This is a genomic window from Flavobacterium sp. GCM10023249 (assembly GCF_042653365.1).
Lineage (GTDB): Bacteria > Bacteroidota > Bacteroidia > Flavobacteriales > Flavobacteriaceae > Flavobacterium.
In genome coordinates, this window is the sequence record NZ_JBHSHZ010000012.1 from 25,869 (window position 1) to 50,906 (window position 25,038).

General features: G+C 34.5%; 28 protein-coding genes. 16 read left to right on the forward strand and 12 right to left on the reverse strand.

Annotated features, from left to right (window positions below):
• Positions 1-108 precede the first annotated feature (108 nt).
• The 4 genes from ACFO7M_RS10890 to ACFO7M_RS10905 form a co-directional block, all read right to left on the reverse strand.
• Complete coding sequence (locus tag ACFO7M_RS10890) at positions 109-384, reverse strand: HU family DNA-binding protein (protein WP_250599076.1); 276 nt, start codon at positions 382-384, stop codon at positions 109-111.
• Between the two features lie 180 nt (positions 385-564).
• Positions 565-1,515, reverse strand: coding sequence for a methionyl-tRNA formyltransferase (fmt, locus tag ACFO7M_RS10895; RefSeq protein WP_379735644.1), 951 nt, complete (start codon positions 1,513-1,515; stop codon positions 565-567).
• Positions 1,515-3,410 (reverse strand): RecQ family ATP-dependent DNA helicase, encoded by a 1,896-nt coding sequence (locus ACFO7M_RS10900; protein ID WP_379735645.1) that lies wholly within the window; start codon positions 3,408-3,410, stop codon positions 1,515-1,517. Before ACFO7M_RS10900 ends, fmt begins: the two co-directional genes overlap by 1 nt.
• 71 nt (positions 3,411-3,481) lie before the next feature.
• Positions 3,482-4,018: an AAA family ATPase gene (locus ACFO7M_RS10905; protein ID WP_379715848.1), complete on the reverse strand. Its 537-nt coding sequence runs from the start codon at positions 4,016-4,018 to the stop codon at positions 3,482-3,484.
• A 137-nt stretch (positions 4,019-4,155) separates the two neighbouring features.
• Between ACFO7M_RS10905 and ACFO7M_RS10910 the strand changes: the two genes are divergently transcribed.
• The 4 genes from ACFO7M_RS10910 to ACFO7M_RS10925 all read left to right on the forward strand — a co-directional run bounded on the left by ACFO7M_RS10910 (position 4,156) and on the right by ACFO7M_RS10925 (position 7,378).
• Positions 4,156-4,443: a DUF493 family protein gene (locus tag ACFO7M_RS10910; protein ID WP_379715851.1), complete on the forward strand. Its 288-nt coding sequence runs from the start codon at positions 4,156-4,158 to the stop codon at positions 4,441-4,443.
• Positions 4,444-5,157, forward strand: coding sequence for a DUF4290 domain-containing protein (locus ACFO7M_RS10915; protein WP_379735647.1), 714 nt, complete (start codon positions 4,444-4,446; stop codon positions 5,155-5,157).
• A 56-nt stretch (positions 5,158-5,213) separates the two neighbouring features.
• Positions 5,214-6,524, forward strand: coding sequence for a UDP-N-acetylglucosamine 1-carboxyvinyltransferase (murA, locus tag ACFO7M_RS10920; protein WP_379715857.1), 1,311 nt, complete (start codon positions 5,214-5,216; stop codon positions 6,522-6,524).
• 83 nt (positions 6,525-6,607) lie between these two features.
• On the forward strand, positions 6,608-7,378 hold the full coding sequence (locus ACFO7M_RS10925; RefSeq protein ID WP_379715860.1) for a sulfite exporter TauE/SafE family protein: 771 nt from the start codon (positions 6,608-6,610) through the stop codon (positions 7,376-7,378).
• On the opposite strand, the gene ACFO7M_RS10930 is transcribed toward ACFO7M_RS10925, so the two are convergent.
• The gene (locus tag ACFO7M_RS10930; RefSeq protein WP_379715863.1) at positions 7,375-7,788 is read right to left on the reverse strand and encodes a type II 3-dehydroquinate dehydratase; all 414 of its coding nucleotides are present in this window, start codon (positions 7,786-7,788) and stop codon (positions 7,375-7,377) included. The genes ACFO7M_RS10925 and ACFO7M_RS10930 overlap by 4 nt on opposite strands.
• Before the next feature lie 72 nt (positions 7,789-7,860).
• Positions 7,861-8,400, reverse strand: coding sequence for a porin family protein (locus ACFO7M_RS10935; RefSeq protein ID WP_379735649.1), 540 nt, complete (start codon positions 8,398-8,400; stop codon positions 7,861-7,863).
• A gap of 303 nt (positions 8,401-8,703) precedes the next feature.
• Between ACFO7M_RS10935 and ACFO7M_RS10940 the strand changes: the two genes are divergently transcribed.
• The 5 genes from ACFO7M_RS10940 to xerD all read left to right on the forward strand — a co-directional run bounded on the left by ACFO7M_RS10940 (position 8,704) and on the right by xerD (position 12,339).
• Positions 8,704-9,261, forward strand: a complete 558-nt coding sequence (locus tag ACFO7M_RS10940; protein ID WP_379735651.1) for a porin family protein — start codon at positions 8,704-8,706, stop codon at positions 9,259-9,261.
• A gap of 161 nt (positions 9,262-9,422) precedes the next feature.
• Entirely contained in the window at positions 9,423-10,013 is a 591-nt protein-coding gene (locus ACFO7M_RS10945) for a porin family protein (protein WP_379735653.1), read from the forward strand.
• 62 nt (positions 10,014-10,075) lie between these two features.
• On the forward strand, positions 10,076-10,696 hold the full coding sequence (locus ACFO7M_RS10950) for a porin family protein (protein WP_379715879.1): 621 nt from the start codon (positions 10,076-10,078) through the stop codon (positions 10,694-10,696).
• A 113-nt stretch (positions 10,697-10,809) separates the two neighbouring features.
• Positions 10,810-11,367, forward strand: coding sequence for a porin family protein (locus tag ACFO7M_RS10955; RefSeq protein WP_379715882.1), 558 nt, complete (start codon positions 10,810-10,812; stop codon positions 11,365-11,367).
• A gap of 72 nt (positions 11,368-11,439) precedes the next feature.
• Positions 11,440-12,339, forward strand: coding sequence for a site-specific tyrosine recombinase XerD (xerD, locus tag ACFO7M_RS10960; RefSeq protein ID WP_379735654.1), 900 nt, complete (start codon positions 11,440-11,442; stop codon positions 12,337-12,339).
• Positions 12,340-12,367: 28 nt separating this feature from the next.
• Here xerD and hisS read toward each other — a convergent pair whose 3' ends face one another.
• A complete protein-coding gene (gene hisS / locus ACFO7M_RS10965; protein WP_379735656.1) occupies positions 12,368-13,792 on the reverse strand; it encodes a histidine--tRNA ligase in 1,425 nt (474 codons plus the stop codon).
• Between the two features lie 134 nt (positions 13,793-13,926).
• Here hisS and ACFO7M_RS10970 point away from each other — a divergent pair, with 134 nt between their 5' ends.
• Positions 13,927-15,168, forward strand: coding sequence for an ABC transporter permease (locus ACFO7M_RS10970; RefSeq protein WP_379735658.1), 1,242 nt, complete (start codon positions 13,927-13,929; stop codon positions 15,166-15,168).
• Positions 15,169-15,611: 443 nt separating this feature from the next.
• On the opposite strand, the gene prmC is transcribed toward ACFO7M_RS10970, so the two are convergent.
• Both prmC and ACFO7M_RS10980 read right to left on the reverse strand, forming a co-directional pair.
• The gene (gene prmC, locus ACFO7M_RS10975) at positions 15,612-16,499 is read right to left on the reverse strand and encodes a peptide chain release factor N(5)-glutamine methyltransferase (RefSeq protein ID WP_379735660.1); all 888 of its coding nucleotides are present in this window, start codon (positions 16,497-16,499) and stop codon (positions 15,612-15,614) included.
• Between the two features lie 7 nt (positions 16,500-16,506).
• Positions 16,507-16,998: a GNAT family N-acetyltransferase gene (locus ACFO7M_RS10980; RefSeq protein WP_379715895.1), complete on the reverse strand. Its 492-nt coding sequence runs from the start codon at positions 16,996-16,998 to the stop codon at positions 16,507-16,509.
• Positions 16,999-17,023: 25 nt separating this feature from the next.
• Between ACFO7M_RS10980 and ribD the strand changes: the two genes are divergently transcribed.
• The 4 genes from ribD to ACFO7M_RS11000 are packed head-to-tail and all read left to right on the forward strand — an operon-like array spanning position 17,024 to position 20,245.
• Positions 17,024-18,028 (forward strand): bifunctional diaminohydroxyphosphoribosylaminopyrimidine deaminase/5-amino-6-(5-phosphoribosylamino)uracil reductase RibD, encoded by a 1,005-nt coding sequence (ribD, locus tag ACFO7M_RS10985; protein WP_379715898.1) that lies wholly within the window; start codon positions 17,024-17,026, stop codon positions 18,026-18,028.
• Positions 18,025-18,633 (forward strand): HAD family hydrolase, encoded by a 609-nt coding sequence (locus tag ACFO7M_RS10990; RefSeq protein WP_379715901.1) that lies wholly within the window; start codon positions 18,025-18,027, stop codon positions 18,631-18,633. Before ribD ends, ACFO7M_RS10990 begins: the two co-directional genes overlap by 4 nt.
• A gap of 33 nt (positions 18,634-18,666) precedes the next feature.
• Positions 18,667-19,281 carry an IMPACT family protein gene (locus ACFO7M_RS10995; RefSeq protein WP_379736045.1) on the forward strand — a complete coding sequence of 205 codons (615 nt, stop codon included), beginning with the start codon at positions 18,667-18,669 and terminating at the stop codon, positions 19,279-19,281.
• 19 nt (positions 19,282-19,300) lie between these two features.
• Positions 19,301-20,245, forward strand: coding sequence for a beta-1,6-N-acetylglucosaminyltransferase (locus ACFO7M_RS11000; RefSeq protein ID WP_379715904.1), 945 nt, complete (start codon positions 19,301-19,303; stop codon positions 20,243-20,245).
• A 19-nt stretch (positions 20,246-20,264) separates the two neighbouring features.
• On the opposite strand, the gene ACFO7M_RS11005 is transcribed toward ACFO7M_RS11000, so the two are convergent.
• Positions 20,265-20,666 carry an acyl-CoA thioesterase gene (locus ACFO7M_RS11005; RefSeq protein WP_379715907.1) on the reverse strand — a complete coding sequence of 134 codons (402 nt, stop codon included), beginning with the start codon at positions 20,664-20,666 and terminating at the stop codon, positions 20,265-20,267.
• A 199-nt stretch (positions 20,667-20,865) separates the two neighbouring features.
• Between ACFO7M_RS11005 and dnaA the strand changes: the two genes are divergently transcribed.
• A complete protein-coding gene (gene dnaA, locus ACFO7M_RS11010) occupies positions 20,866-22,293 on the forward strand; it encodes a chromosomal replication initiator protein DnaA (protein ID WP_379718980.1) in 1,428 nt (475 codons plus the stop codon).
• Positions 22,293-22,757, forward strand: a complete 465-nt coding sequence (locus tag ACFO7M_RS11015) for a low molecular weight protein-tyrosine-phosphatase (RefSeq protein WP_379735661.1) — start codon at positions 22,293-22,295, stop codon at positions 22,755-22,757. Before dnaA ends, ACFO7M_RS11015 begins: the two co-directional genes overlap by 1 nt.
• A 428-nt stretch (positions 22,758-23,185) precedes the next feature.
• Here the strand turns inward: ACFO7M_RS11015 and ACFO7M_RS11020 are convergent, their stop codons facing one another.
• Both ACFO7M_RS11020 and ACFO7M_RS11025 read right to left on the reverse strand, forming a co-directional pair.
• On the reverse strand, positions 23,186-23,377 hold the full coding sequence (locus ACFO7M_RS11020; protein ID WP_379715913.1) for a hypothetical protein: 192 nt from the start codon (positions 23,375-23,377) through the stop codon (positions 23,186-23,188).
• Between the two features lie 92 nt (positions 23,378-23,469).
• Positions 23,470-24,852, reverse strand: coding sequence for a vitamin K epoxide reductase family protein (locus ACFO7M_RS11025; protein WP_379735663.1), 1,383 nt, complete (start codon positions 24,850-24,852; stop codon positions 23,470-23,472).
• Positions 24,853-25,038: the final 186 nt, after the last annotated feature.

A 25,038-nucleotide genomic window follows, 5' to 3' on the forward strand; every position in this document is an offset into this window, starting at 1 on the left:
TTTTAGACTTAAATTTAACAAAATTTTTACGGATGCTCCAAATAAAATCGTTAAATAGCATAAAAAAAGCCACGCAATGCGTGGCTTTTATAATTTATCCAGAAAGTATTATTTATTTACTGCTCCTTCTAATTCAGCACCTGCTTTGAATTTTACTACATTTTTAGCAGCAATCTTGATAGTCTTACCTGTTTGAGGGTTTCTTCCTTCTCTTGCAGCTCTTTTAGAAACTGACCAAGATCCAAATCCTACTAAAGATACTCTACCACCTTTTTTCAAAGTACCTTCAACATTGTCTAAGAATGATTCTAAAGCTAGTTTAGCAGCAGCTTTTGTAATACCTGCATGTGCAGCCATAGCATCGATTAAATCTGATTTGTTCATAATAATTGTTATTAATGATTGGTTAATACTAATTGTTAGTCTTACAAATTTAATAGGATTTCCTTACCACACAACACCTTAGCGTTATTTTTGCTAATTTTGTTAATAACTTCGATTTTTTGTTGATAAAACCTCGCTATTCATCGATAAAACGTAAATTTTTCTCATTTTTTTCAAGAATTAGTAGGCCTTAGCGCTGTCAGAAAAAGTCATTCCGTTTAGCAATTCATGAATTTTCATTCTCTTTTTACCCGGAAACTGTATAGATACCACATCTAGAAAACCTCCGTTTACAGCAATTTTCATTTCCTTCTTTGTTGTTATCACTCTCCCAGCCTCATATTCATGCGCTTCAATCTCTTTCTTTACATCATATATTTTAACATTCCAATCCTCATTTCCATCCTTAAAATTACAATAAGCTGCTGGGTAAGGAGACAATCCTCTAATCAAATTATAAACTGCATCTATAGACTTTGAAAAATCAATTTTGCAATTTTCTCTATCCAACTTATACGCTGTTTTTATATCTGGCGAATCCTGCTGAATGGTCGTAACAACACCTCCTTCAGAAATCCTATCCAATGTCTCTAAAACTGCTTCACAGCCAATATTTATTAATCGATCATGCAATTCACCTGCTGTTTCTGCTGGATCAATCGCAGTTTCCTTATTTAAAATCATTGCCCCGGTGTCAATTTTATCATCAATAAAGAAAGTTGTCACTCCAGTTTTAACTTCTCCATTAATAATTGCCCAATTAATTGGAGCAGCCCCTCGATACTCTGGCAACAATGACGCATGCAAATTAAAAGTTCCGAATTTAGGCATGGCCCATACCGCCTTCGGCAACATTCTAAAAGCTACAACCACCTGCAAGTTTGCATTTAAAGAGGCTAATTCTGCCAAAAAGTCCTCGTTTTTCAAATTGGTGGGCTGTAATAAATGTAACCCTTTTTCTAACGCGTATTCTTTAACCGCCGAATATTTAATTTTCTGCCCTCTACCAGCCGGTTTATCTGCTGCAGTAATAACTCCTACCACCTCATGTTTTCCTACTTTCACAATAGCATCAAGAATCCCAACAGCAAACTCTGGGGTTCCCATAAAAACAATTCTTAATTTTTCCATTATTTATTTAATGTAAACTGATTTTTTAAATTCATCGAAACAATCTGGTATTCCAACATTTGTTGCAATACTGCTAAAACTTCTTTTTCTTCTATTTGAACCATAGTTACGATCTCTCTTGAAGTCATTGGCTTTTCGCTCAAAATATTCCGAATAGTATTCGAAACATCTTCTTTATTGACTTTTACTTTATTCTTTGAAACACAATACGAACAAACACCGCATTCATTCGCTATTGTTTCTCCAAAATAATTCAATAAAAAAACACTCTTACATGATTTTTCATCAAGCACGTAATCAATAACCGATGCCAATTGTGATTTCTTTACTTCGTTCTGTTTTTCAAGGTATTTGGCTACACGATTTATGGTTCTTTCGTCTTCTCTAACTTCCAAAAAAACAATTTTGGATTCGTTTTGATTTGCGAAATAATCAATGATTTGTAACTGAGCCAACTTCTCGAGCAAAGTTACTACTTTAGCTTCGGTTACATTCGCCTTTTTCGCGACAAAAGAAGTGTTAATATTTACTTGAAGATCAAAAACTCCGGGATATGCTCGTAAAATTGTCCCTAAAACAGGTTCATCCTCTGGATTCAGACTAATATACCGTATAACTTCTTTTGATTCTGTTAGAAATTGTACTTGTGCTTTTTCTGAATATTCATTGGATAAAGAAATAATCCCTTGACGATCCAAAAATTGTAATGCATTAAAAACTTTAATGACCGGCATTTGATACTTGACACAAAACTGATTCAGACTAAACGAAAATTCATCATTAATCCCTTCCCCATAAGCAATTTGAAAGTAATTACATAACTTCACATAAACTTGCTTTAAAAAAGAAACATCTGGCAAAACCGAAATAAATTGACTTTCGGCACGAACGGTATCTTGAGGAGAATACATTAAAACACCAAACGCCTTTTCCCCATTACGCCCTGCCCTACCAGCTTCTTGATAATAACTCTCTAGATTCTCTGGCAAATTAACATGGAGTACCGTCTTTACATCTGGCTTATCTATACCCATTCCAAATGCACTGGTTGCCACCATTACCTGCGCTTCATTTTTCATCCATTTCCCCATATTCGCTTCTTTCTCTTTTTGAGGAAGCCCACCATGGTAAAAAGTAGCTTTAAAACCCATTTGATTCAGTTTTTCAGCATATTCATGACAACCTTTTCTGTTTCGGACATATACAATGGAAGATTGCGGATTTTTTCTAAGGATTTGTTGCATTTTATAAAGCTTATCTTCCGCCTTTATAATATGATAGCCTAAATTCTCTCGTGCAAAAGATTGTTTAAACGTTTGAGGATTTTCTAAAGCTAACAAATCGACAATATCTTTTTGAACTTGCGGCGTAGCTGAAGCCGTTAAGGCAATAAAAGGTATTTTAGGGAAATGTGTTTTGAGATTTTTAATTTTTAAATAGGAAGGCCTAAAATCATGACCCCATTGCGAAACACAGTGCGCCTCATCAATGGCAATGAGTGAAATCGGAAGTCCTTTTATCCGCTCCAAAACCCATTCCTGTTCCAAACGTTCAGGAGAAAGATACAAAAACTTATAATTACCAAATTGACAATTATCCAACAACTGAATTAACTCGTCCGATTTTATACTTCCAGTTAATGCAATCGCCTTAATATTCCGGTTTTGCAATTGGGCGACTTGATCTTTCATCAAAGCAACCAAAGGAGAAATAACCAAACATATTCCATTGAAAACCATTCCAGGCACCTGAAAACACAATGATTTACCACCTCCGGTTGGCATCAACCCGAAAGTGTCATTTTTATCTAAAACAGACTGAATAATATCTTCTTGAACTGGTCTGAACGCATCATAACCCCAATATTTGTCAAGAATTTGTAATGCTTGTTGCATTCTGAGAGTTTATAGTTTACGGAAGCAAGTTAAGTAATTTCATTTTTAACTCACAAACCATTACTATAACTTTATTTTAAGTGATCTAAAATATAAAGCACTCTATCATCAACTGTTCCAATAGGAACTTCGATTAGAGCATATCCATATTTAGCATAGGTTTCTTTTAAATGATCGTAGATAATTTTAGCTTGCTCAAAATTTTCATAGCGCGCCTCATCACTTTCGTAAATTTCTTCCCACGGTGGTAGGACAAATACTTTAGTGTAACGACTTTCATGACAGGTATGATCGAAATGATCAGGATAATCATCACCAATAAAATGCATGTAAGCCAAAATATCCGGAATACCTCTATCGATAAAGACAAGATTACTTTCTTCTTGCAAAGCATTTTGGAATTGCTTTATTCTTCCATCAAGCAACATTTGACTAAACAAAAGAGGTTCTGTCAAGAAAAGCTGATCAACACCTTGTCTTTTGGCCTCTAAAGTTACTTCGCGTGAAATTTCAGGATAACATGAGTATCCCTTTTCGACTAACGCATCGATAATGGTTGATTTACCAGTTCCCGGTCCTCCGGTGATAACAATTACTTCTTTTTTCAAAACCCGAATTTCAAGGTGCAAACTTAAATAAACTATTTGGTTTTTGAAAATTGAATTAAAATATTAGCATTTCAATTTTACTTCTCTTCCTTTCTAATTTCAAAAAACGTATATTTGCGTTTATTTTAATGCGGAAGATGGATAAAAAGACTACCGAATTTTATATTCGTTTAAAAGAAGAATTAAATAGTGTTAACAAAGTTTGGCCTTCAAAATATTTATATAAATTTATAGTTCCAACAGATAAAGAGAAAATCGATACTGTGGAAAAAGCTTTTGACAGGATGGGCGCTATTATAGACACACGTCAATCAAAAAATGGCAAATTTACCAGTATTTCGGTAGATGTAGTAATGCCAAATGCAGACGAAATTATTAAAAAATACCAGGAAGTTTCGACAATTGAAGGTATAATCTCATTATAGATGGTTACAAAATATACAAAAGCAAACGCCAGCGATGTTGTGGAATTTTTAGAATACAATTCTGAAAGAAAACCACTTATCATTCCTGAATATGGCCGTCATTTACAAAAGCTAATAGATCAAGCTGTTGCCCTTGAAGATCGTGAAGAGCGAAACAAACTGGCTAAATACATCATATCTGTAATGGGTAGCATGAATCCTCATTTGCGTGATGTTCCAGATTTTCAGCATAAGCTATGGGATCAGATATTTATCATGGCTAATTTTGAATTGGACGTAGACTCTCCGTATCCCATTCCATCAAAAGAAGTCTTACAGCTAAAGCCTGACCCTTTACAATATCCACAAAATTTCCCGAAGTATCGTTTCTACGGAAACAACATTACTTACATGATCGAAAAGGCCAATCAATGGGAGGATGGGGAAATGAAACAAGCGTTAGTTCGTGTGATCGCAAACCATATGAAAAAATCATACTTAAGCTGGAATAAAGACACCGTTACAGACGCTGTTATATTTGAGCACCTTTATGAACTTTCAGATGGAAAGCTAAATCTAATGAGCACCACGGAAGAACTTTCCAATACACATGACTTAATGCGTACCAACAAACGCATGTCGAACAAAATACAGAATAACACAGGAGGAAAACCAAAATTCATTCCTAAAAACAATGGTAAAAAACCATTCAATAAAAATAACAATCAGAAATAAGTCAAAAAGCAAAGGCAATTACAACGTAAAGCCTAAAACTTTTAAAAAAATAGTATATGGGTACTTTTAAAATCGAAGGAGGAAAACCCTTAAAAGGGAATGTACAACCGCAAGGAGCAAAAAATGAGGCATTACAAGTATTATGCCCAGTTTTATTGACTTCAGAAAAAGTCAGAATTACAAATATTCCCGACATCATTGATGTAAACAAACTAATCGTCCTTTTAGGAAATCTTGGGGTTAAAATCCAAAAAAATGGCCCTGGAGATTATACTTTTCAGGCAGACGAAGTAAATATCGATTATTTAAAAACAGAAGCTTTCAAAAAAGAAGGTGGTAGCTTAAGAGGCTCCATCATGATTGTAGGACCACTTTTAGCTCGTTTCGGCTGTGGTTATATTCCAAAACCAGGTGGAGACAAAATTGGTCGTCGTCGTTTGGACACTCATTTTGAAGGCTTTATCAACCTAGGTGCAAAATTCAGATACGAAAGAGAAGATCATTTTTACGGAGTCGAAATTGATGGTCGTTTACAAGGTAGCTACATGTTACTCGATGAAGCATCAGTTACAGGAACAGCAAATATCGTAATGGCTGCAGTTCTTGCTGAAGGAACCACCACGATTTACAATGCTGCTTGCGAACCGTATCTTCAGCAATTATGCAAAATGCTAAATTCAATGGGAGCCAAAATTACTGGTGTTGGCTCTAACCTATTAACTATCGAAGGGGTTGAAAAACTAGGCGGTTGTGAGCATAGAATTTTACCCGACATGATTGAAATCGGATCATGGATTGGTTTAGCTGCAATGACTCGAAGCGAAATCACAATCAAAAATGTATCGTGGGAAAATCTGGGTGTAATTCCTAATGTATTCAGAAAATTAGGGATTACTTTAGAAAAGAAAGGAGATGATATTTATATTCCGGCTCACAAAGACGGCTATGAAATCAAAACCGATATTGACGGATCTATCCTTACCGTTGCCGATGCACCATGGCCAGGATTCACTCCGGATTTATTAAGTATTGTCTTAGTAGTAGCCACTCAAGCAAAAGGTGATGTATTGATTCATCAAAAAATGTTTGAAAGCCGTTTATTTTTCGTCGATAAATTAATTGACATGGGAGCTAAGATTATGCTATGTGACCCACATAGAGCTGTGGTTATGGGACATAATTTCCAATCTCAGTTAAAAGCAACAACCATGAGTTCACCTGATATCAGAGCTGGTATTTCTTTATTAATTGCTGCTTTGACCGCAAAAGGAACTAGCACTATTCAAAACATTGAACAAATCGACCGTGGTTATGAACGTATCGACGAGCGTTTACGTGCCTTAGGCGCTAACATTGTCAGAGCATAACCGTAAAAAATACATTGATTATCAATTCCAAATTCCAATTAGTAAACTACTGGGATTTGGAATTTTTTTTTAACGAAACTTCTATGGAAACCTATATCATTGTTTTACTTTGTTCTGCTTCATTTATAGCTGGCTTTATCGACGCGATTGCAGGTGGAGGCGGTCTAATTCAAACCCCTGTAGCCTTAATCCTATTACCGCATCAACCGGTTGCCAATCTAATGGGATCGCTCAAAATCCCTGGATTTACCGGAACAGGAATTGCCTCAATACACTATTTAAAAGAAGTAGATATGAATTGGAAATTACTGCTAACCATGGCTTTCTTTTCCTGCATAGCTGCATTTGGAGGGAGTTACGTCTTAACTATTGTAAACAATGACTTTATGAAACCTTTATTATTTACAGTTTTAATAGGAGTGGCTATTTATACATTCTTAAAGAAAGACTTTGGAAATCATAAGCCCAAGAACATTAGTTATCAAAAATCGGTTGTTTCAGGCATCTTGATAAGTATCTTAATCGGGTTTTACGATGGTTTTATTGGACCTGGCACTGGAAGTTTCCTTATGCTCGCCTTTATTTCTATTTTAGGTTTTGATTTCTTACACGCTTCTGCCAATGCTAAATTAGTGAACCTCGCTTCCAATTTAGGCTCTTTAACATTATTCATCTCCAAAGGAAAAATTATCTGGCTTATTGCCATCCCGATGGCCTTCTGCAATGGATTAGGTGGATGGCTAGGCGCCAAATTAGCAATCAAAAAAGGGAATGCCTTTATCCGAATGTTTTTCTTGTTTGTCGTCGTAGGCACATTATTTAGACTGAGCTACGATATTTTTTTCAAAAATTAAACCAAAGATTGAATTGCCAAATCATAACTAAGCAAACCAAAGCCGATTATTACCCCTTTTGCATTGGGTGAAATAAAGGATTGATGACGAAATGTTTCTCTTGAAAAAGTATTTGAAATATGAACTTCAATTACGGGAGTAGTAATTGCTTTGATACAATCTCCTATCCCTATTGAAGTATGAGTATAAGCACCGGCATTTAAAACAATACCGTCATAACTAAAACCTACTTCTTGAAGTTTATTAATCAATTCTCCTTCAATATTACTTTGATAGTATTCCAATTGCAGATTGGAATACTTTGATTGCAAATCACCAAAATAACTTTCAAAATTCAGATTACCATAAATTTCAGGTTCTCGTTTCCCAAGTAAATTCAAATTTGGTCCGTTAAGGATTAGGATTTTCATGCGGTTGATTTTTGGTAAAAATAAAAAAACCATTCCGAAAACGAAATGGCTTTTTACAGTAATATTCAGTAATTAGAAAGAAAAACCAACTGACAACTGTCCAACTGAGTTTTTAACATCGGCATTTTTAGAAATTTCTGTCAAACCTAAAACATATCTTCCCTGAATAAAAAACTTTTCAGTCAGATTAAAGGTCAAACCACCAACAGCAGCAAAATCCAATTCATTGATATCTGTATCGAAATCAACATCTTTAGACAATAAGTACGAAAATTGAGGTCCTAAATCAAGACTTACGGTTTTTCCCATGTGTACTCTTGCCAAAACCGGAATCGAAATATACCCCAATTTTGCCTTTACCTCTTCCGATAAATTATCATACGAGGCACCTTGCGTGGAATACATAACTTCAGGTTGGAGGGATAACTTCTCTCCTAATTTAATCTGAGCCATCAATCCTGCATGGTAGCTCGTTATTGCATCGGTTTGCAAATCTGATCCTGAAAAATTGGCATAATTAAGTCCTGCCTTAACTCCAACTTTTAACAACTGTGCCTGACCTAAAGTTGAAAATAAAACAACAAAAAGTCCACTTAAAATTAGCTTCTTCATATAGTATAGTTTCTTAATTTATAACGAAAATAATGCCAAATTAGTGTTATTTGCAAATACAACACCAGTCAAGCCTTGAAAAACAAGGTTAATAACTCTTTTTTTTACTTCAAAACACTCATTATTATAGTGTATTTTTCTATAAATTTTTATCACCAATTTTAGTTATTTTATCGACCAAAAACCAATAAATCCGATGATTAACAATATTAATCAAAATTGTTAATAACTTTAAAATCTGCAACTTAACAACGTAGCAAATTTTAGTATTTTCACCGTACAAATTTTAATACAAAATAGACTATGAAAAAATTATTATTAACTGCTGCTGCAATTTTTGCATTCAGTTTTGCAAATGCACAAGAAACAAAATTCGGGGTTAAAGCTGGTTTGAACATGGCTGACCTTGGTGGTGATGACGCAGACGGAATTGATTCTAAAATCTCTTTTCACGTTGGTGGTTTCGCTGAAATCAAATTATCTGACAAATTCGCTTTCCAACCAGAGTTAGTATACTCTGCTCAAGGCGGTAAAGTTGATGGAGGTACTTACAACTTCGATTACCTTAACATTCCTTTAATGGCTAAATTCTATGCTACAGAACAATTCAGCATTGAAGCAGGACCACAAGTTGGTTTCTTAATGTCAGGTAAAATTAAACCAGATTCTGGAGACAGTGTTGATGTTAAAGACGAATTAAAATCAACTGATTTCGGTTTAAACCTTGGTCTAGGTTACAACTTCACTGAAAACATTTCAGCTGGTTTAAGATATAACTTAGGTTTATCTCAAGTTGTTGATGCAGATAACGTAGATGTTAAAAACAATGTTTTCTCATTATCAGTAGGATATAAATTCTAATAGTTAATACAACTATAAAAAACCTCCTTTAAAGGGAGGTTTTTTTTTACCTTTTTATGAGTTCATCGATATTTTTAACAGATTAACGAAAAACCATTACTTAAAAAAGGAAAGCAACTCTATTTAATTATTTTTACGGAAATTTTAAAACTAAACATACTATGAAAAAATTATTACTTACTGCTGCAGCTGTATTTGCTTTTGGTTTCGCAAATGCGCAAGAAACAAAATTTGGAATCAAAGCAGGTTTAAACTTGGGTACATTATCTGGAGACTTTGAAGATGCATTTGTAAACTCTGACATGAAAATGAGACCTTCATTTCACGTTGGTGGATTTGCTGAAATAAAATTTTCAGAAAAGTTTGCACTTCAACCGGAAGTTTTATACTCAGTTGAAGGTGGGAAACAAGATGTTGACGGTGAATCTGAAAAATTAATCTGGGATTTAGCCTATGTTAATATTCCAATCATCGCAAAATATTATGCTACAAACAAGTTAAGCATTGAAGCTGGTCCACAAATTGGTTTCTTAACTAAAGCAGAAGCAACTTTCGATGGAGATACCGTTGCTGATTTCAAAGACGATTCAAAGTCAACAGCAATCTCTTTAAATCTTGGAGCTGGCTATAATTTTACAGATAACATATTTGCTTCTTTACGTTACACTTTAGGTATGACAAATATTGTTGATCAGGATGATTTTGATTCTAAAAGTAACGTTTTAGCTCTATCTGTAGGATACAAATTCTAATAGACAATCGAATTACTAAAACCTCCTCAATCAGGAGGTTTTTTATTTAAAAAACAATCTGAATGAAATCATTTTTTATCACAATCATCTGCTTAGTGTCATTCAATTCAACCTACTCTCAAAAAACAACTTTCGGATTAAAAGGAGGCATAAACTTAGCCAATTTTACAGGAGATAACGACGGATCAAATTCAAGAGTAGGCTTACAAGCCGGATTTTACACTGAATTCAAAATGACAGACAAATTTGCCATTCAACCTGAAATTCTGTACTCCATTCAAGGAGCCAGTAATAAAGGAACTACAATAGCAGAAGGCTATAACGTTAATTACAAAGCAAAATTCAATTTAGGCTACATCAACATTCCTATAATGGGAAAATACTATACTTCTGACAAATTCACTATAGAATTCGGACCTCAGATTGGGTTCTTAACCAGCGCTAAACTTAAAACAGATATCACAATTATTGAAACAGGACAAACCGGAAGTTCAACAGATGATGTTAAAGAATTCTTTAAAGGAATCGATTTTGGATTAAACTTCGGATTGGGATATCAATTATCGGATAAAATAGGTACTAATTTGCGATACAATGCCGGTTTAGCTAATATTGCCGATACGGATGACGGCAGTAAAATCCAAAATAGCGTGTTTTCGCTTTCTGTAAACCTTAAATTATAAAAAATAAATCATTGACAATCAGGCTGTGAGAAATTACATAAAAAAAACAAAGGGTAATGCTTCCAAGAAATCAAAATTTATATAATTTTGCAGTCAAATTCAAAAATAAAATCATGAAAAAATTAGTATTAACTGTTGCTGCAGTTTTCGCTTTTGGTTTTGCAAATGCACAAGAAACAAAATTTGGTGTTAAAGGTGGTTTAAACTTAGCTGATTGGTCAGGAGATGATGCTGACGGAATTGATTCTAAAGTAGGATTCCACATTGGTGGTTTCGCTGAAATCAAATTGTCTGACAAATTCGCATTACAACCGGAATTATTATATTCTGCTCAAGGTGGTAAAGCTGATGGAGCTAAAGTAAATGTTGATTACATTAACATCCCTGTTATGGCAAAATTCTATGCTACTGAGCAATTCAGCATTGAAGCTGGACCACAAGTTGGTTTCTTAATGTCAGGTAAAATCAAACCAGATTCTGGAGATGATATCGATATTAAAGATCAATTAAAATCTACTGATTTCGGTGTTAACCTTGGTTTAGGTTACAACTTTACTGAAAATGTTTCAGCTGGTTTAAGATACAACTTAGGTTTATCTAACATTGTTGATGCTGACGGTGCAGACATTAAGAACAATGTTTTCTCTTTATCAGTAGGATACAAATTCTAATAAAAAACAGCAAAAGTCCCGCTTCAAAAAAAGCGGGATTTTTTTGTGCTTATTTTTTCCTAAATTGTCTACATGAATTGGCAAAGCTATATTAAAAATTATCAATCGTACTTGAAGATTGAAAGAGGACTTTCACAGAACTCGATAACGAACTACGCTTTGGACATTGAGAAACTTTGTCACTACCTGGCAACTAATAATATCAATGTTTCCCCTATTCAAATCAACGAACAAATCTTACAAGAATTCATCTACGATGCTTCTAAAAGTATCAATCCTCGAAGTCAAGCTCGATTAATTTCAGGATTAAAGAGTTTTTTCAATTACTTGATTTTTGAAGATTACCGTGAAAACAACCCATTGGAATTAATCGAAGCGCCGCGTTTAGGCAGAAAGTTACCGGATACACTTAACATCAACGACATTGACAATCTAATTAGCGCTATTGATTTATCTTCCAACGAAGGAGAACGAAACCGCGCCATGTTAGAAACGCTTTATGGTTGTGGTTTACGTGTTTCAGAATTAGTAAACTTAAAGATATCCGACTTGTTTTTTGACGAAGGTTTTATCAAAATTACCGGAAAAGGGAATAAACAACGTTTTGTTCCTATTAGTCAATTCACCCAAAAATACATCACGATTTATAAAAATGAAATCCGTCCGTTAGTTCCTGTGCAGAAAGAATTTGGAGATACTTTATTTTTAAACCGAAGAGGGAAACAACTCACTAGGGCGATGATTTTCACCATTATCAAAGATTTGGCCAAAAAAATCAATCTCAACAAAACAATCAGTCCACATACTTTCCGACATTCGTTTGCCACCCATTTGTTGGAAAATGGCGCGGATTTAAGATCAATCCAACTCATGCTGGGCCATGAATCGATAACTACAACGGAAATTTATATGCATGTTGATCGAACACATCTCAATCAGGTTATGCAAACTTTCCATCCGAGAAACCAATAAAAAATCCCTCATTTGAGGGATTTTATTATTATTTCAATATCGAAAACAGCTCATCGAAATCAACTGTTTGTTGCTCTCCAGTGCTTAAGTTTTTTAGATTATATACATTCTTCATTACTTCTTCTGCACCTACTATTACAGTGTAAGGAATTCCTCTTTTTTCTGCATGTTGAAATTGCTTTCCGATTTTGGCCGCATCAGGATACAATTCCACTTTAATTCCTTTCTGACGCAGTTTTGAAATGGCTCGCATGGCAAATTTCGCTTCAGCATCTCCAAAGTTCAAGAAAATTGCTTTAGATGTTGATGTTACCGTATCTGGAAACAATCCCAATTCTTCGATAACTAAATAAATTCGGTCCAATCCAAATGAAATTCCCACCCCACTCATATTTTTCAGTCCGAAAATACCTGTCAAGTCATCATAACGACCACCACCGCCAATTGAACCCATTGCAACACCTTCAGGAGCAGACACTTCAAAAATGGCTCCGGTATAGTAGTTTAATCCACGAGCTAAAGTGACATCCAGATCTAAATTGGCAGACAAAAGTCCGATTTCCGTAACATTTTCACAAATAAACTGCAATTCAGCCACTCCTTTTTTCCCTTCTTCCGAAGCATCCAACAGTAACGATAATTTTTGAATCTTTTCTTCGATTGTTCCGTCAAAACTAAATAAAGGTTGAACTTTCTCAATTGCTTCTGCTGCAATACCTTTCTCTAACATTTCCTTCTTTACCCCGTCCTCGCCTATTTTGTCTAGTTTATCCAATGCTACGGTGAAATCGATCAATTTATCAGAAGCTCCGATAACTTCAGCAATCCCAGATAATATCTTACGATTATTGATTTTAATGGTTGCTCCTTTTAAACCTAAATCGGTAAAAACAGCATCGTATAATTGAACCAATTCAACTTCCTGCCACAATGAAGTTGAACCAACTACATCGGCATCACATTGGTAAAACTCACGGTAACGTCCTTTTTGGGGTTTATCTGCTCTCCAAACCGGCTGAATTTGGTAGCGTTTGAATGGAAATTCAATGTCATTTCTGTGTTGTACTACATAACGCGCAAAAGGAACAGTCAAATCGTAACGCAATGCCTTTTCGGAAATACGCGCCGTAAATTTATTCAACTCAATTCTTTGCTCCAACGTAATGGTTTCGGCAGAATTTTTTTGTAATTCCTCAATCGATGATGGCAATTCAATTGTATTTCTATCATAGAAGAAATTTCCTGAATTCAAGATTTTAAAAATCAAACGGTCGCCTTCTTCCCCATATTTTCCCATCAAGGTTTCTGAATTTTCAAACGTAGGTGTTTCAATTGGCTGAAATCCAAATCTTTCAAAATGAGTACGGATTGTATTAAAAATATAATTACGTTTTGCCACTTCGGCAGGAGAAAAATCACGGGTTCCTTTGGGAGTACTTGGTTTTTGAGCCATTAGAAATATGAGTTATTAGTTATGAATCATGAATTGATATCACAATTGACCTTACAAATATCTTACATTTTAAACGAATACTAAAATTTTGAAACCAATTGTAACAAAAAATACAAATTAGTGACTTATAGCTCATGGTAGGACTATTTAGAGAAAACGTAAGAATTGCTTTAGGATCAATAAAAACCCAATTACTGCGCACTATTTTAACGGTATTGATCATTGCCATTGGAATTACCGCATTAGTTGGCATTTTGACCGTTGTTTCCGCTTTAGAAAACACATTGTCTAAGGATTTTGCCTCTATGGGTTCCAATACGTTTACCATCAATCAATACGATAACCTTACTCGTACCGAAGGCAGAGGCGAATTAAAGAAAATCAATCCTATTATTTCCTATCCAGAAGTAAAAGCTTTCAAAGAAAACTATGATTTCCCATTTACACATACATCAGTATCGTTTACTGCTACCAGTAATGCTGAAGTAAAATTCGAAAATGACAAGACCGATCCCGAAGTTTCCGTTTTAGGCATTGATGATAATTTTATACCCAATTCCGGATTGGAAGTTGTAAAAGGAAGAAATATCAATCCTTTCGATGTTGAAAACAATAATTATGTATGTGTATTAGGTTCAGACTTTGAAAAAAAATTATTAGCTGGTGTCAATCCCATCGACAAAACCATATCAATTCGAGGCGCCAAATTTAAAGTTATTGGTATCTTAAAAGAAAAAGGATCAACTTTTGGCAACAGCCAAGATTTAAGAGTCTTAATTCCGATACAAGTAGCTCGAACCTTATTTACAGCTCCGAATATCAATTATTCGACCAGTGTTATGATTGACAAAAAAGAACTCTTGGATGAAGCCGTTGACAATGCCACCATTACCATGCGTAAAGTCCGCAAACTCAATCCAATTGAAGAAGACAACTTTGGCATATCAAGAAGTGATGATCTCATCAACAAAATATTAGGAATTACACAATATTTAGGAATATCTGCTTGGGTTATCGGTGTGATTACCATTTTTGGTTCTTCTATCGCATTAATGAATATCATGTTAGTATCCGTAACAGAAAGAACTCGTGAAATTGGAACGCGAAAAGCTTTAGGCGCCAAACGCAGTACCATAGCCATGCAGTTTTTTATGGAAACACTAGTTATCGGTCAATTGGGTGGACTGATAGGAGTTATTTTAGGAATTTTAATCGGATATGGAATTGCAGTAGCAATCAACTTCCAATTTGCTATTCCTTGGTTGGCTATAACTTCCGCTTTCATTGTCTGCTTTATTGTTGCTATTGTTTCTGGTTCCTATCCTGCGATGAAAGCAGCAAAATTAGATCCTATTGAAGCATTGCGCTACGAGTAATTTTTTGGTTTAGCCCATAGTCATTAGTACTTAGTAATTAGTGAAGAAGAACTACTAATTAGCACCTTATCCTTAGTACTTAGTATTATTCAAACAAAAACGAATTCCGGTAATTTACTATAGTCTGTATATTGGTTAACAACACAAGCTCATAACTTATAAATTAGTTCACCTAATTAAGTTTGGAGTTCTACTTACTTAATAACTAGTTCACCTAATCGAGTTTGGAGTTCTCATTACTTAATTAGTAGTTCACCTAATCGAGTTTGGAGTTCTCATTACTTAATTAGTAGTTCTCCTAATCGAGTTTGGAGTTCTACTTACTTAATAACTAGTTCACCTAATTAAGTTCGGAGTTCTCATTACTTAATTAGTAGTTCACCTAATTAAGTTGGGAGTTCTCATTACTTAATTAGTAGTTCACCTTACGAAGTAATTACAGATTACGAATGACTGCCGTAAATCATGCGGTCATTGCCGTATATATCTTTTTTAAGCTCGATGTTTTGAAATTGATATTCCTCTAATAAAGCGATCATCTCTTTTCCCAGATACTGATTGATTTCGAAGTACAGCTTTCCGTTTGGGGTTAAGTTTTTCTTCGCCAATTGTGTTATTTTTCGATAGAACAGCAATGCATCATGATCTTCCACAAAAAGCGCTAAATGCGGTTCATAATCCAATACATTCTTCTTGATTTCCTCTTTTTCCAGATGGCGCACATACGGAGGATTCGAGACAATGATGTCGAATTGTTGCACCAAGTCTTCGGTTTCCAAAATACTTTGATGCAGGAAAGTAACATTTACTTCATTCCGAACTGCATTCTTTTTGGCCACAACCAATGCTTTTTCAGAAACATCTAGAGCAAAAACTTCGGCATTGGGTAAATTTTTAGCCAAAGAAACCGCAATACATCCGCTTCCTGTTCCTATATCCAGTATTTTAATTGCACTCTTTAGCTCCGCTCCGTTCGGCTTTGCCTCGGGTTGATTTTCAACTTTCGACTGACTAATAATCCAATCGACTAATTCTTCGGTTTCCGGACGGGGAATCAGTGTATTTTCATTGACATAAAAAGGCAATCCGAAAAATTCGGTTTCTCCTAATATATATTGTATCGGTCGTTGTTCTATCAGTTGTGCTAAAACCGTTTCCCACTGTAAAAGCTGCATTGGATCGAGTTCTATTTCCGGTTGCAACGCCAAATCAACACGCTTCATCTGATGGAATGCTTCCAAGAGAATGTAGAAGAAGCTATCTATTTCCTGAACATCATATATAGCACTAAGTTCTTGCGCAAATTGGTTTTTATATTCTTTTAGTAGCATCTGATGGTTATTGATTGTCTATTGCCAAATCCTTGATCATCCAAACCGGGCAAGAAGTATGACCTGTACACCCCATAGGTTCATCCAGATACTCAAATCCTGACTTTTTGTATAATTTTTGAGCCGCTTCCATATACGGCATGGTTTCAAGATAACATTTTTTAAATCCGAAACTCTTCGCTTTTGCAAGACAAACTTCCATCATTTGCGCGCCAATTCCCAAACCTCGAGTTTCAGGAAGCAAATACATTTTTTGCAGTTCACAAACATCGGGCGATCCATTCGCTAAAGGAGCAATACCGGCCACTCCTATTATTCTGTTTTCTTTCTCAACCACAAAGTAAGCCGAATTAGGTACTTGATAGGCTTCGTACATAGCATCCAATTGCGGATCTGCATAGGCTGTACCGACTTTTGGCACATTGAATTCCTCAAGCACAGTACGAATTACCTGAGCGACTTGTACATTATCTTCGCGTTGTATTTCTCGAATCAACATAAAATTAAAAGCTTATTTTTGTGACGTGAAGATACAGGAAAAATACATACAACGCTGCATTGAATTAGCCAAAAAAGGTTTAGGAACCACCTACCCTAATCCCCTGGTAGGAAGTGTTATTGTTCATAATGGAAAAATTATAGGTGAAGGTTGGCACCAAAAAGCGGGACAACCTCATGCTGAAGTGAATGCCATTCAATCTGTAAAAGACAAATCTTTATTGCAGGAAGCAACAATCTATGTCAGTTTAGAACCGTGTAGCCATTTTGGCAAAACACCACCCTGTTCTGATTTGATTATTCATCATAAAATCCCTAACGTAGTGATTGGCACGATTGATCCGTTTTCAAAAGTATCGGGGAACGGGATTCGAAAACTGAAAGAAGCTGGCATCAATGTTACTGTAGGTGTTTTAGAAGAAGCCTGCAACGAGCTAAACAAACGGTTCTTTACTTTCCATACTAAAAAGCGCCCGTATCTCATTTTAAAATGGGCCGAAACAGCAGATAGCTTTATTGCTCCACAAACCAGAGACGAACAAAAACCCGTTTGGATAACCAATCCCTATTCAAGACAACTGGTACATAAATGGCGAACCGAAGAACAAGGAATACTCATAGGAACACAAACCGTTATCGATGACAACCCAAGTTTGACGGCAAGAGATTGGAAAGGAAACCATCCAATTCGTATAGTTCTGGATAAAAAAAACCGAATTTCAAAAGAAAGTGCTATATTTGATAATTCGGCTTTAACATTTTTGATCACCGAAAATGAAATTGATTTCTCACAAAACCTTCCAAAACAGCTTTGTGATTACTTGTACGAGAAAGAAATTCAATCGGTCATCATCGAAGGAGGAAGCCAAACTTTACAAACTTTTATCGATGCCCAATTGTGGGATGAAGCAAGAGTTTTTAAAGGACACACGCATTTTTCAAGTGGAATTAAAGCCCCTAAAATCACTGGAAAAATAATAGCGGAACAAAAAATAGGAAGTGACGAACTTGTAATTTATGCTAAACTATGATTAACACTATTATTTTTGATTTTGGCGATGTATTGATTAATTTGGATAAAAACGCTTCACTTGAAGCTTTAAAAAAATTAGGGCTTCCCGCTTGGAACAAAGAATTAGACAACCTCAATATCCAATTTGAAAAAGGAAAAATCACTGAAGTGCAATTCATGATTGAAATGAAGAAGATGATTCCAAACGCTTCGATTGATGACATCAGAACAGCGTGGAATTCGGTCTTACTTGATTTTCCATTGGAAAGATTGGAATTTCTTCAAAAACTATCTCATAAATACCGTTTATTTCTTTTGAGTAATACTGACGAAATTCATGTAGCCAAATTCGAACACAAAGTGGGACATACTTTTGCCCGTGAGTTTTACCAATGTTTCGAACGAATTTATTTCTCTTTTGAAATTGGATGGCGCAAACCCGAACCTGAGGCTTTCAATTACATTGTAAAAAAACATGAATTATCAATGAAACGTACTCTATTCATTGATGATAAAAAAGAGAACACTGACATTGCCGCTTCATTAGGTATGCATGTTTGGAATTTACAAGTAGGAGAAGAAGATGTCATTGATTTATTCAACAGAAAAGAAATTCCAGTATAAATAGTAAAAAATAAGTATTTTTGAAGCCGAAAAATCACTTCATTGGATACTTACAAAACCATAGCCGAAGCATCACCAGAAACCCTATACAAAGAAAAAAACAGTAAGTTTTTCGGCTTTGCTTTCCCCATTACCACCGAAGAAGAAGTCAAAATCCATATTGACCAACTCAAAAAAGAACATTTTTCAGCGAGACACTGGTGCTATGCGTATCAGCTGGGAACCACAAAAATACAATACCGCGCCAATGATGACGGCGAACCCAACAATAGTGCCGGCATGCCTATTTATGGCCAAATTCAATCCTTTGACGTAACTAATATATTAATCGTAGTGGTGCGTTATTTTGGCGGAGTGAAATTAGGTGTTGGTGGATTGATTTCTGCCTATCGTGAAAGTGCTAAAATGGCATTGGAAGCTTCCTCAATAATTGAAAAAACGATTGATGTTCATTTCAAGATCACATTCGACTATAAAAACATGAATAAAGTGATGCGAGTAATCAAAGAAAAAAACCTGAATATCGTTTCACAAAACATGAATGAAAATTGTCAGATTGAAATTGCAACCCGAAAAAAAAATGCCGAAACTGTGTTCGACATTTTTACTAATTTATTTGAAGTGGATATTGAGGAAATCGATTCTTAACCATAATCTAAATAAAAATATGTTGCACAAGAACTACCTCATCCTAGCCCATAAAAACCCTGAGCAGCTTCTGGAATTAATTACACAGCTTAATGATGTATTATCAACATTCTACATTCATATTGATAAAAAAACGGATATAACTCCTTTTACAGATTTACTTCCAAAACTTGAAAATATCATATTTATACAAAAGCCTTTTGATGTTATATGGTGCGACCACAGTACGGTTGAAGCTACCTTATATGTATTGAAAGAAATTATCAAACAAAATGCAAAAGGACACTGCATCTTAATAAGCGGCCAAGACTTTCCAATAAAAAGCAACAAACACATAAATAATTTTCTGGAAGAAAATAAGGATTACGACTTTATAGATATCCATTCCATACCCACTAACGAGTGGTATCAAAAAGGACTCAACAGAGTTAATCATTACAAATTCAACTTAAGTTCTAAAAGAGGCCATTTTGTGACATGCCCGAGCATTTATGAGAAAAAGTTTTACAGCATTTCAAATCTAAAATCTGTAATCAAACTTATATTGAACGGTAAAATAAAATTCATATTCAAACTATTTCAAAGAAGAAAAAAACCAGAACACATCAAACCTTATGGTGGAAGTCAATGGTGGTGCTTAAAAACAGAAACAATACGAAGCATTTTGACTTTTTGCGAACAAAATCCGGAATTCTTAGCATACCATAAGTATACATTACTCTCAGATGAAATTTTTTTCCAATCTGTTATCATGCATTTAAAAAACAGCATTGATCTTAAAATTCAGGATTCATTAACTTTTGTAGATTGGGGAAGAGATGTTCCAATCAAACCACCCACATTTTCCATCAACGACAATGAGTTGTTACTAACCCAACCGAATAACAAACTCTTTGCAAGAAAATTTGATTCAGATTACGACTATAACATTATTCATTTTCTGAAAAATCATCTAAAAAATTAAATAGATCAAACAGGAATATTTAAATTGTTGCCAATAACTTTTTCAGATGTTCCGGAGGAGAAATTGGACGACCGGTTTTCATATCTACAAATACCAAAATCGAATTCCCCGTTGTTAATAACTCTGACTTTTCATTATACACTTCATAGTCAAATTCTATCTTGACTGAAGTCTGACTTTTGAAGATGGTGCGCACCGTAAGTTCGTCATCATAGCGTGCCGGTTTTTTATAATTCATAGACAGCGACACTACCGGAAGCATTATACCTGCCGCTTCCATCAATTTGTAGGAAACCCCCAGATTTCTAAGCCATTCCACGCGACCTAACTCAAAATATTGCGCATAATTTCCATGATATACCATCCCCATTTGATCGGTTTCTGCATACCGAACCCTTACTTTTATTTCGTGAATTTTCATTAATTTCTTATAATAATTATTTAACCATTTGGTAACCCCAATAAAATTTCTTACAACAATTTTTTCATAAAATCAATATGAAAAAAATTTTTTTTTACAATAATTATAATCCATATTTGCTATCCCAATCTACTCAAATTCTTGGCCTGTAATTTGTCCAAGTAAAACCTTTAAAACTAACAATATAAGAATGCATATAATGAATAAAACTGCGGAATCGGTCTGGGAAAATTGTCTTTCTTTCATAAAGGACAACATACAGGAGCAAGCATACAAAACTTGGTTTGAACCAATCAAGTCTGTAGAGCTTACCGACAATGCACTTTATATTCAGGTGCCAAGTAAATTCTTTTACGAATGGCTAGAGGAGCATTATGTTAAGTTATTAAAAGTAGCCTTACAAAAGGAACTTGGAAAAAATGCGAAGTTACTGTATAAAATCAAAATGGAAAACACCTACGGGAACAAACTTCCATTTACTGAACAGTTACCGAGTGCCACACGTCAACCGGTAAAAACGCAAGAAATTGATGTTCCGGTACAGCAAAAAAATCCAGAATTAAAAAATCCGTTTATCATTCCTGGAATCCGAAATATCAAAATTGAATCGCAGCTTAACGCGAATTACAGTTTTGACAATTTCTTGGAAGGAGACTCTAACCGTTTGGCTAGAAGTGCCGGTATGGCCGTTGCCAATAAACCAGGTGGAACTTCGTTCAATCCGTTATTGATTTTTGGAGGCGTTGGATTAGGAAAAACACACTTAGCACATGCTATCGGTGTTGAAATTAAAGACAAATACCCAGAAAAAACAGTCCTATATATATCTGCTGAAATATTCACACAACAATATATTGACTCGGTTAAGAAAAATACAAGAAATGACTTTATTCATTTCTATCAGTTAATTGATGTTTTAATTATTGACGATGTACAATTCCTATCTGGAAAATCGGGTACGCAAGACGTATTTTTTCACATCTTCAACCATTTACACCAAAACGGAAAACAGGTGATTTTAACTTCAGATAAAGCTCCGGTTGACATGCAAGATATCGAGCAACGCTTGTTATCGCGTTTCAAATGGGGATTATCTGCTGAATTGCACCAGCCTGATTACGAAACCAGAGTTTCTATCTTAAAGAATATTTTATTCCGTGACGGTGTTGAAATGCCTGAAGACATCATTGAATATGTGGCTCGCAACATCAAAACCAATGTACGTGAATTGGAAGGCGCTATCATTTCATTAATTGCTCAATCTTCTTTCAACAAAAAAGAAGTAACCATCGATTTGGCTAAACAAATTGTTGAGAAGTTTGTAAAAAATGTGAAGCGTGAAATTTCAATTGACTATATCCAAAAAGTAGTTTCCGATTATTTCCAATTGGATGTATTGACTTTACAATCACAAACGAGAAAACGTCACGTTGTACAGGCACGTCAATTGGCTATGTTTTTTGCAAAAAAATACACTAAGGCTTCTTTGGCTAATATCGGATCTCAAATTGGAGACAGAGATCACGCAACCGTACTTCACGCTTGTAAAACTGTAGATAATTTGGTTTCAACTGATAAGCAATTCAAAAAATTTGTTGACGACATCAACAAAAAACTTTCACTGTAATGACCACAAAAATATTAATGGTTTGTTTGGGGAATATTTGTCGTTCTCCATTGGCCGAAGGTATTTTACGCGCTAAACTTTCCGATGATTTTACAATTGATTCAGCCGGAACTGGAGATTGGCACGTGGGTCAGGCTCCCGACAAAAGATCGATTGCTACAGCAAAGAAAAACAATTTAGATATTTCACACTTACGAGGCCGTCATTTTTCTAAAACCGATTTTCAGGAATTTGATTATATTTATGTCATGGACAATCAAAATTACAAAGACGTGATTGCTCAAACACAAAATGAAGCCGAAAAAGCCAAAGTAAAACTCATTCTGGAAGAAATTTTTCCTGGCGAAAAAGTAGATGTCCCAGATCCTTACTATGGCCTGCAAGATGGATTTGACAAAGTCTACAACATGTTAGATCAAGCTTGTAGCAGTATCGCAGAGAAACTTAAACGAAAAATACTTTAAACTGATATAAAATTCTTTCAATTCTACGATGATCAGCAATGCAGTGCATGATAATCATCTGTAATTCGCATATCAAAAAAAGATATGAGCATATTCATTAATTTGATAAAGAAAACTGAAATCAGAAAAACATCAATTCATATTGACAAATACAAGAAAATCCAACTTCTTATAAGTTCTATTGCTATTCCCTTGTAAATAAAATTAATTGCACAAAGAGAATAAAATAGATGAAACTTAAATTTCGATTTTGAAATCACTTAACAACTGACTATTGTTTGTCCTACCGAAGTATTTGATACAATTTTCAAACATGTGAGACCACAGTCTTTGCCATTCATTTGTATATAATATAGATTTTTAAGACTTGCTTATTCTGCGTCAAAAACAGTTAAAAACCGCTTGATAAATCAAGCGGTTGTATTTATTTAATTAAGACAGCAATATGCCTTTCCAAAAACTACTCTAAATGAATACCCAGGTTGACAAACCACAACACCTGCTTCATTAACAGCTGCATGATAACAATTAGATGGGTTTCCAACACCTCCATTTAAAGACTTTTGCTCGTTAGCTGTTAATTTTTTTGTTCCTTCTAAGTTTAAAATGTTTTTTAACATGATTGTATAGTTTTAAAATTTAAATTACCTCAATCTTTTAAAGACAGTTGAGATTTCTGTCTATTCTCGGCCAAGAATATTGTATTATTATTTTAAGCTTGAACTAAAATTTGCGATTCATTGACTTCTGAAGCGAAATCATTTAAAAAGAATTTAAGTTCATTGATATCATATCCCTTTGGAAATAATTTGCCATTTACAATTTTTACAGGAGTATAATTAAATTCATTTTTAGAACACCAATTATACTGCTGAAACAATTGATTGTTTACTTGCATACCATTATGTTCAACTTTCCATTTTTTTATCCATTCACTCAGCCCAATCTTATGAATATGCCAGTCAACAATAGCCTCTTCGGCTTTTTCAGGCAAAGAGTTTTGGATTTCGAGTAAGGTTTCTACAACCGTTTTATATGGATTATTATCATTTTCAGGATTGATGTTGAACAATATATTCAAATGAAATTTTTCTGGAAATTTTTTAACCAATTCAAAACCATCCTTAAACACATCATGACAATGCCCACAACTTGGACTGATTATAATCGTAAGCTGTGCAGCAGCACAACTATTTCCAAAGTGTATTCCTTTTAATTCATTAAAACCTTCTAAAGAAGTAATTTCTTCAGATAAAAATTGAAAAAGCTTGTATTCTCTTTTGAATCTTTTTAGACTTTTGACTTCATTATCAGCTTTAATTTTGGATATCAACATTGGCTTAAGTATAAACCACATTGTGGTAATCACAATGGAAACAAACAATAAAACAAAATAATTTAAGCTTTGTAGTATTGTAAATGATTGCAATCTGAACCAAAAAAGCACACTTTGAAAGATTACAATCAATCCAACAATCAAGCACAAAACGCACCATTTTTTTAGCACTATTTTTTGCAACCAAATAGAATATAGGACTATCGGAATTGACAACACGCTCATTATACCTACCAACATTGAAGAATCATTGGGAGAAATTAGTATTGAAATAGTACTTATGCTAAAAAACAATAAGGGCAAATCCGAGAAGTCAACCCATCTACTAATCCAATTCGCATTTGATTTAATAACAGAAGCACATGATAAATTTGCATTTATTGAGCAAAGTTTTGATGCAACATCGTTTTTAATTCCTACATTCTCTTGAACAATAAATACACTTGTAATCAATCCAAGCATTGATGTAATTAGTAAAAATGCAGCAATTACAAGATAATCATTATAGAAAAAAGAAACAGAAATCAAAGCAATTACCGGCAAGAAAGATGTTTTGCTTTTAAAAGATTTATGCTCTTTTTTAATAACCACAACATTGTTCGGTTCTATTATAAGAACGACTTCATTCCAACCTGAGAGAAAATCATTATTGCTTATTATTTGCTTTTTCCCGGATTCATTTTCAATAACAACTATATCATCTTTCTTAGTCACAAAAACTAAATCATGTTTATAGACTGCTAAAAAATTATTCGGCAATTCAACAAATTGCTCTTTTGAAATTCTAATTGCGGCGCTCTCAATTGACAAGAGATGCAACGAATCGGTTATAGCATATACACTCGGATAATTTGGATGTGATAAAAAAGATTCTTCAAATTCTGAAAAATATCAGAATAGTTATTTATCAATAATAGCTTTTTAATTAAACTTTGCATCTTTTCA

Excerpts from the sequence above, each read along its gene's own strand:
- ACFO7M_RS11000 (WP_379715904.1), top strand. The coding sequence starts at position 19,301 with ATGTTGCACAAGAACTACCTCATCCTAGCCCATAAAAACCCTGAGCAG.
- ACFO7M_RS11020 (WP_379715913.1), bottom strand. The coding sequence starts at position 23,377 with ATGTTAAAAAACATTTTAAACTTAGAAGGAACAAAAAAATTAACAGCT.
- ACFO7M_RS10940 (WP_379735651.1), top strand. The coding sequence starts at position 8,704 with ATGAAAAAATTATTATTAACTGCTGCTGCAATTTTTGCATTCAGTTTT.
- murA (WP_379715857.1), top strand. The coding sequence starts at position 5,214 with ATGGGTACTTTTAAAATCGAAGGAGGAAAACCCTTAAAAGGGAATGTA.
- ACFO7M_RS10900 (WP_379735645.1), bottom strand. The coding sequence starts at position 3,410 with ATGCAACAAGCATTACAAATTCTTGACAAATATTGGGGTTATGATGCG.
- prmC (WP_379735660.1), bottom strand. The coding sequence starts at position 16,499 with ATGCTACTAAAAGAATATAAAAACCAATTTGCGCAAGAACTTAGTGCT.
- fmt (WP_379735644.1), bottom strand. The coding sequence starts at position 1,515 with ATGGAAAAATTAAGAATTGTTTTTATGGGAACCCCAGAGTTTGCTGTT.
- ACFO7M_RS10915 (WP_379735647.1), top strand. The coding sequence starts at position 4,444 with ATGGTTACAAAATATACAAAAGCAAACGCCAGCGATGTTGTGGAATTT.
- ACFO7M_RS11015 (WP_379735661.1), top strand. The coding sequence starts at position 22,293 with ATGACCACAAAAATATTAATGGTTTGTTTGGGGAATATTTGTCGTTCT.
- ACFO7M_RS10980 (WP_379715895.1), bottom strand. The coding sequence starts at position 16,998 with ATGTTGATTCGAGAAATACAACGCGAAGATAATGTACAAGTCGCTCAG.
- ACFO7M_RS10925 (WP_379715860.1), top strand. The coding sequence starts at position 6,608 with ATGGAAACCTATATCATTGTTTTACTTTGTTCTGCTTCATTTATAGCT.
- ACFO7M_RS10890 (WP_250599076.1), bottom strand. The coding sequence starts at position 384 with ATGAACAAATCAGATTTAATCGATGCTATGGCTGCACATGCAGGTATT.
- ACFO7M_RS10990 (WP_379715901.1), top strand. The coding sequence starts at position 18,025 with ATGATTAACACTATTATTTTTGATTTTGGCGATGTATTGATTAATTTG.
- ACFO7M_RS10910 (WP_379715851.1), top strand. The coding sequence starts at position 4,156 with ATGGATAAAAAGACTACCGAATTTTATATTCGTTTAAAAGAAGAATTA.
- xerD (WP_379735654.1), top strand. The coding sequence starts at position 11,440 with ATGAATTGGCAAAGCTATATTAAAAATTATCAATCGTACTTGAAGATT.
- dnaA (WP_379718980.1), top strand. The coding sequence starts at position 20,866 with ATGAATAAAACTGCGGAATCGGTCTGGGAAAATTGTCTTTCTTTCATA.
- ACFO7M_RS10935 (WP_379735649.1), bottom strand. The coding sequence starts at position 8,400 with ATGAAGAAGCTAATTTTAAGTGGACTTTTTGTTGTTTTATTTTCAACT.
- ACFO7M_RS10955 (WP_379715882.1), top strand. The coding sequence starts at position 10,810 with ATGAAAAAATTAGTATTAACTGTTGCTGCAGTTTTCGCTTTTGGTTTT.
- ACFO7M_RS11005 (WP_379715907.1), bottom strand. The coding sequence starts at position 20,666 with ATGAAAATTCACGAAATAAAAGTAAGGGTTCGGTATGCAGAAACCGAT.
- ACFO7M_RS10950 (WP_379715879.1), top strand. The coding sequence starts at position 10,076 with ATGAAATCATTTTTTATCACAATCATCTGCTTAGTGTCATTCAATTCA.
- ACFO7M_RS10930 (WP_379715863.1), bottom strand. The coding sequence starts at position 7,788 with ATGAAAATCCTAATCCTTAACGGACCAAATTTGAATTTACTTGGGAAA.
- hisS (WP_379735656.1), bottom strand. The coding sequence starts at position 13,792 with ATGGCTCAAAAACCAAGTACTCCCAAAGGAACCCGTGATTTTTCTCCT.
- ACFO7M_RS10945 (WP_379735653.1), top strand. The coding sequence starts at position 9,423 with ATGAAAAAATTATTACTTACTGCTGCAGCTGTATTTGCTTTTGGTTTC.
- ACFO7M_RS10970 (WP_379735658.1), top strand. The coding sequence starts at position 13,927 with ATGGTAGGACTATTTAGAGAAAACGTAAGAATTGCTTTAGGATCAATA.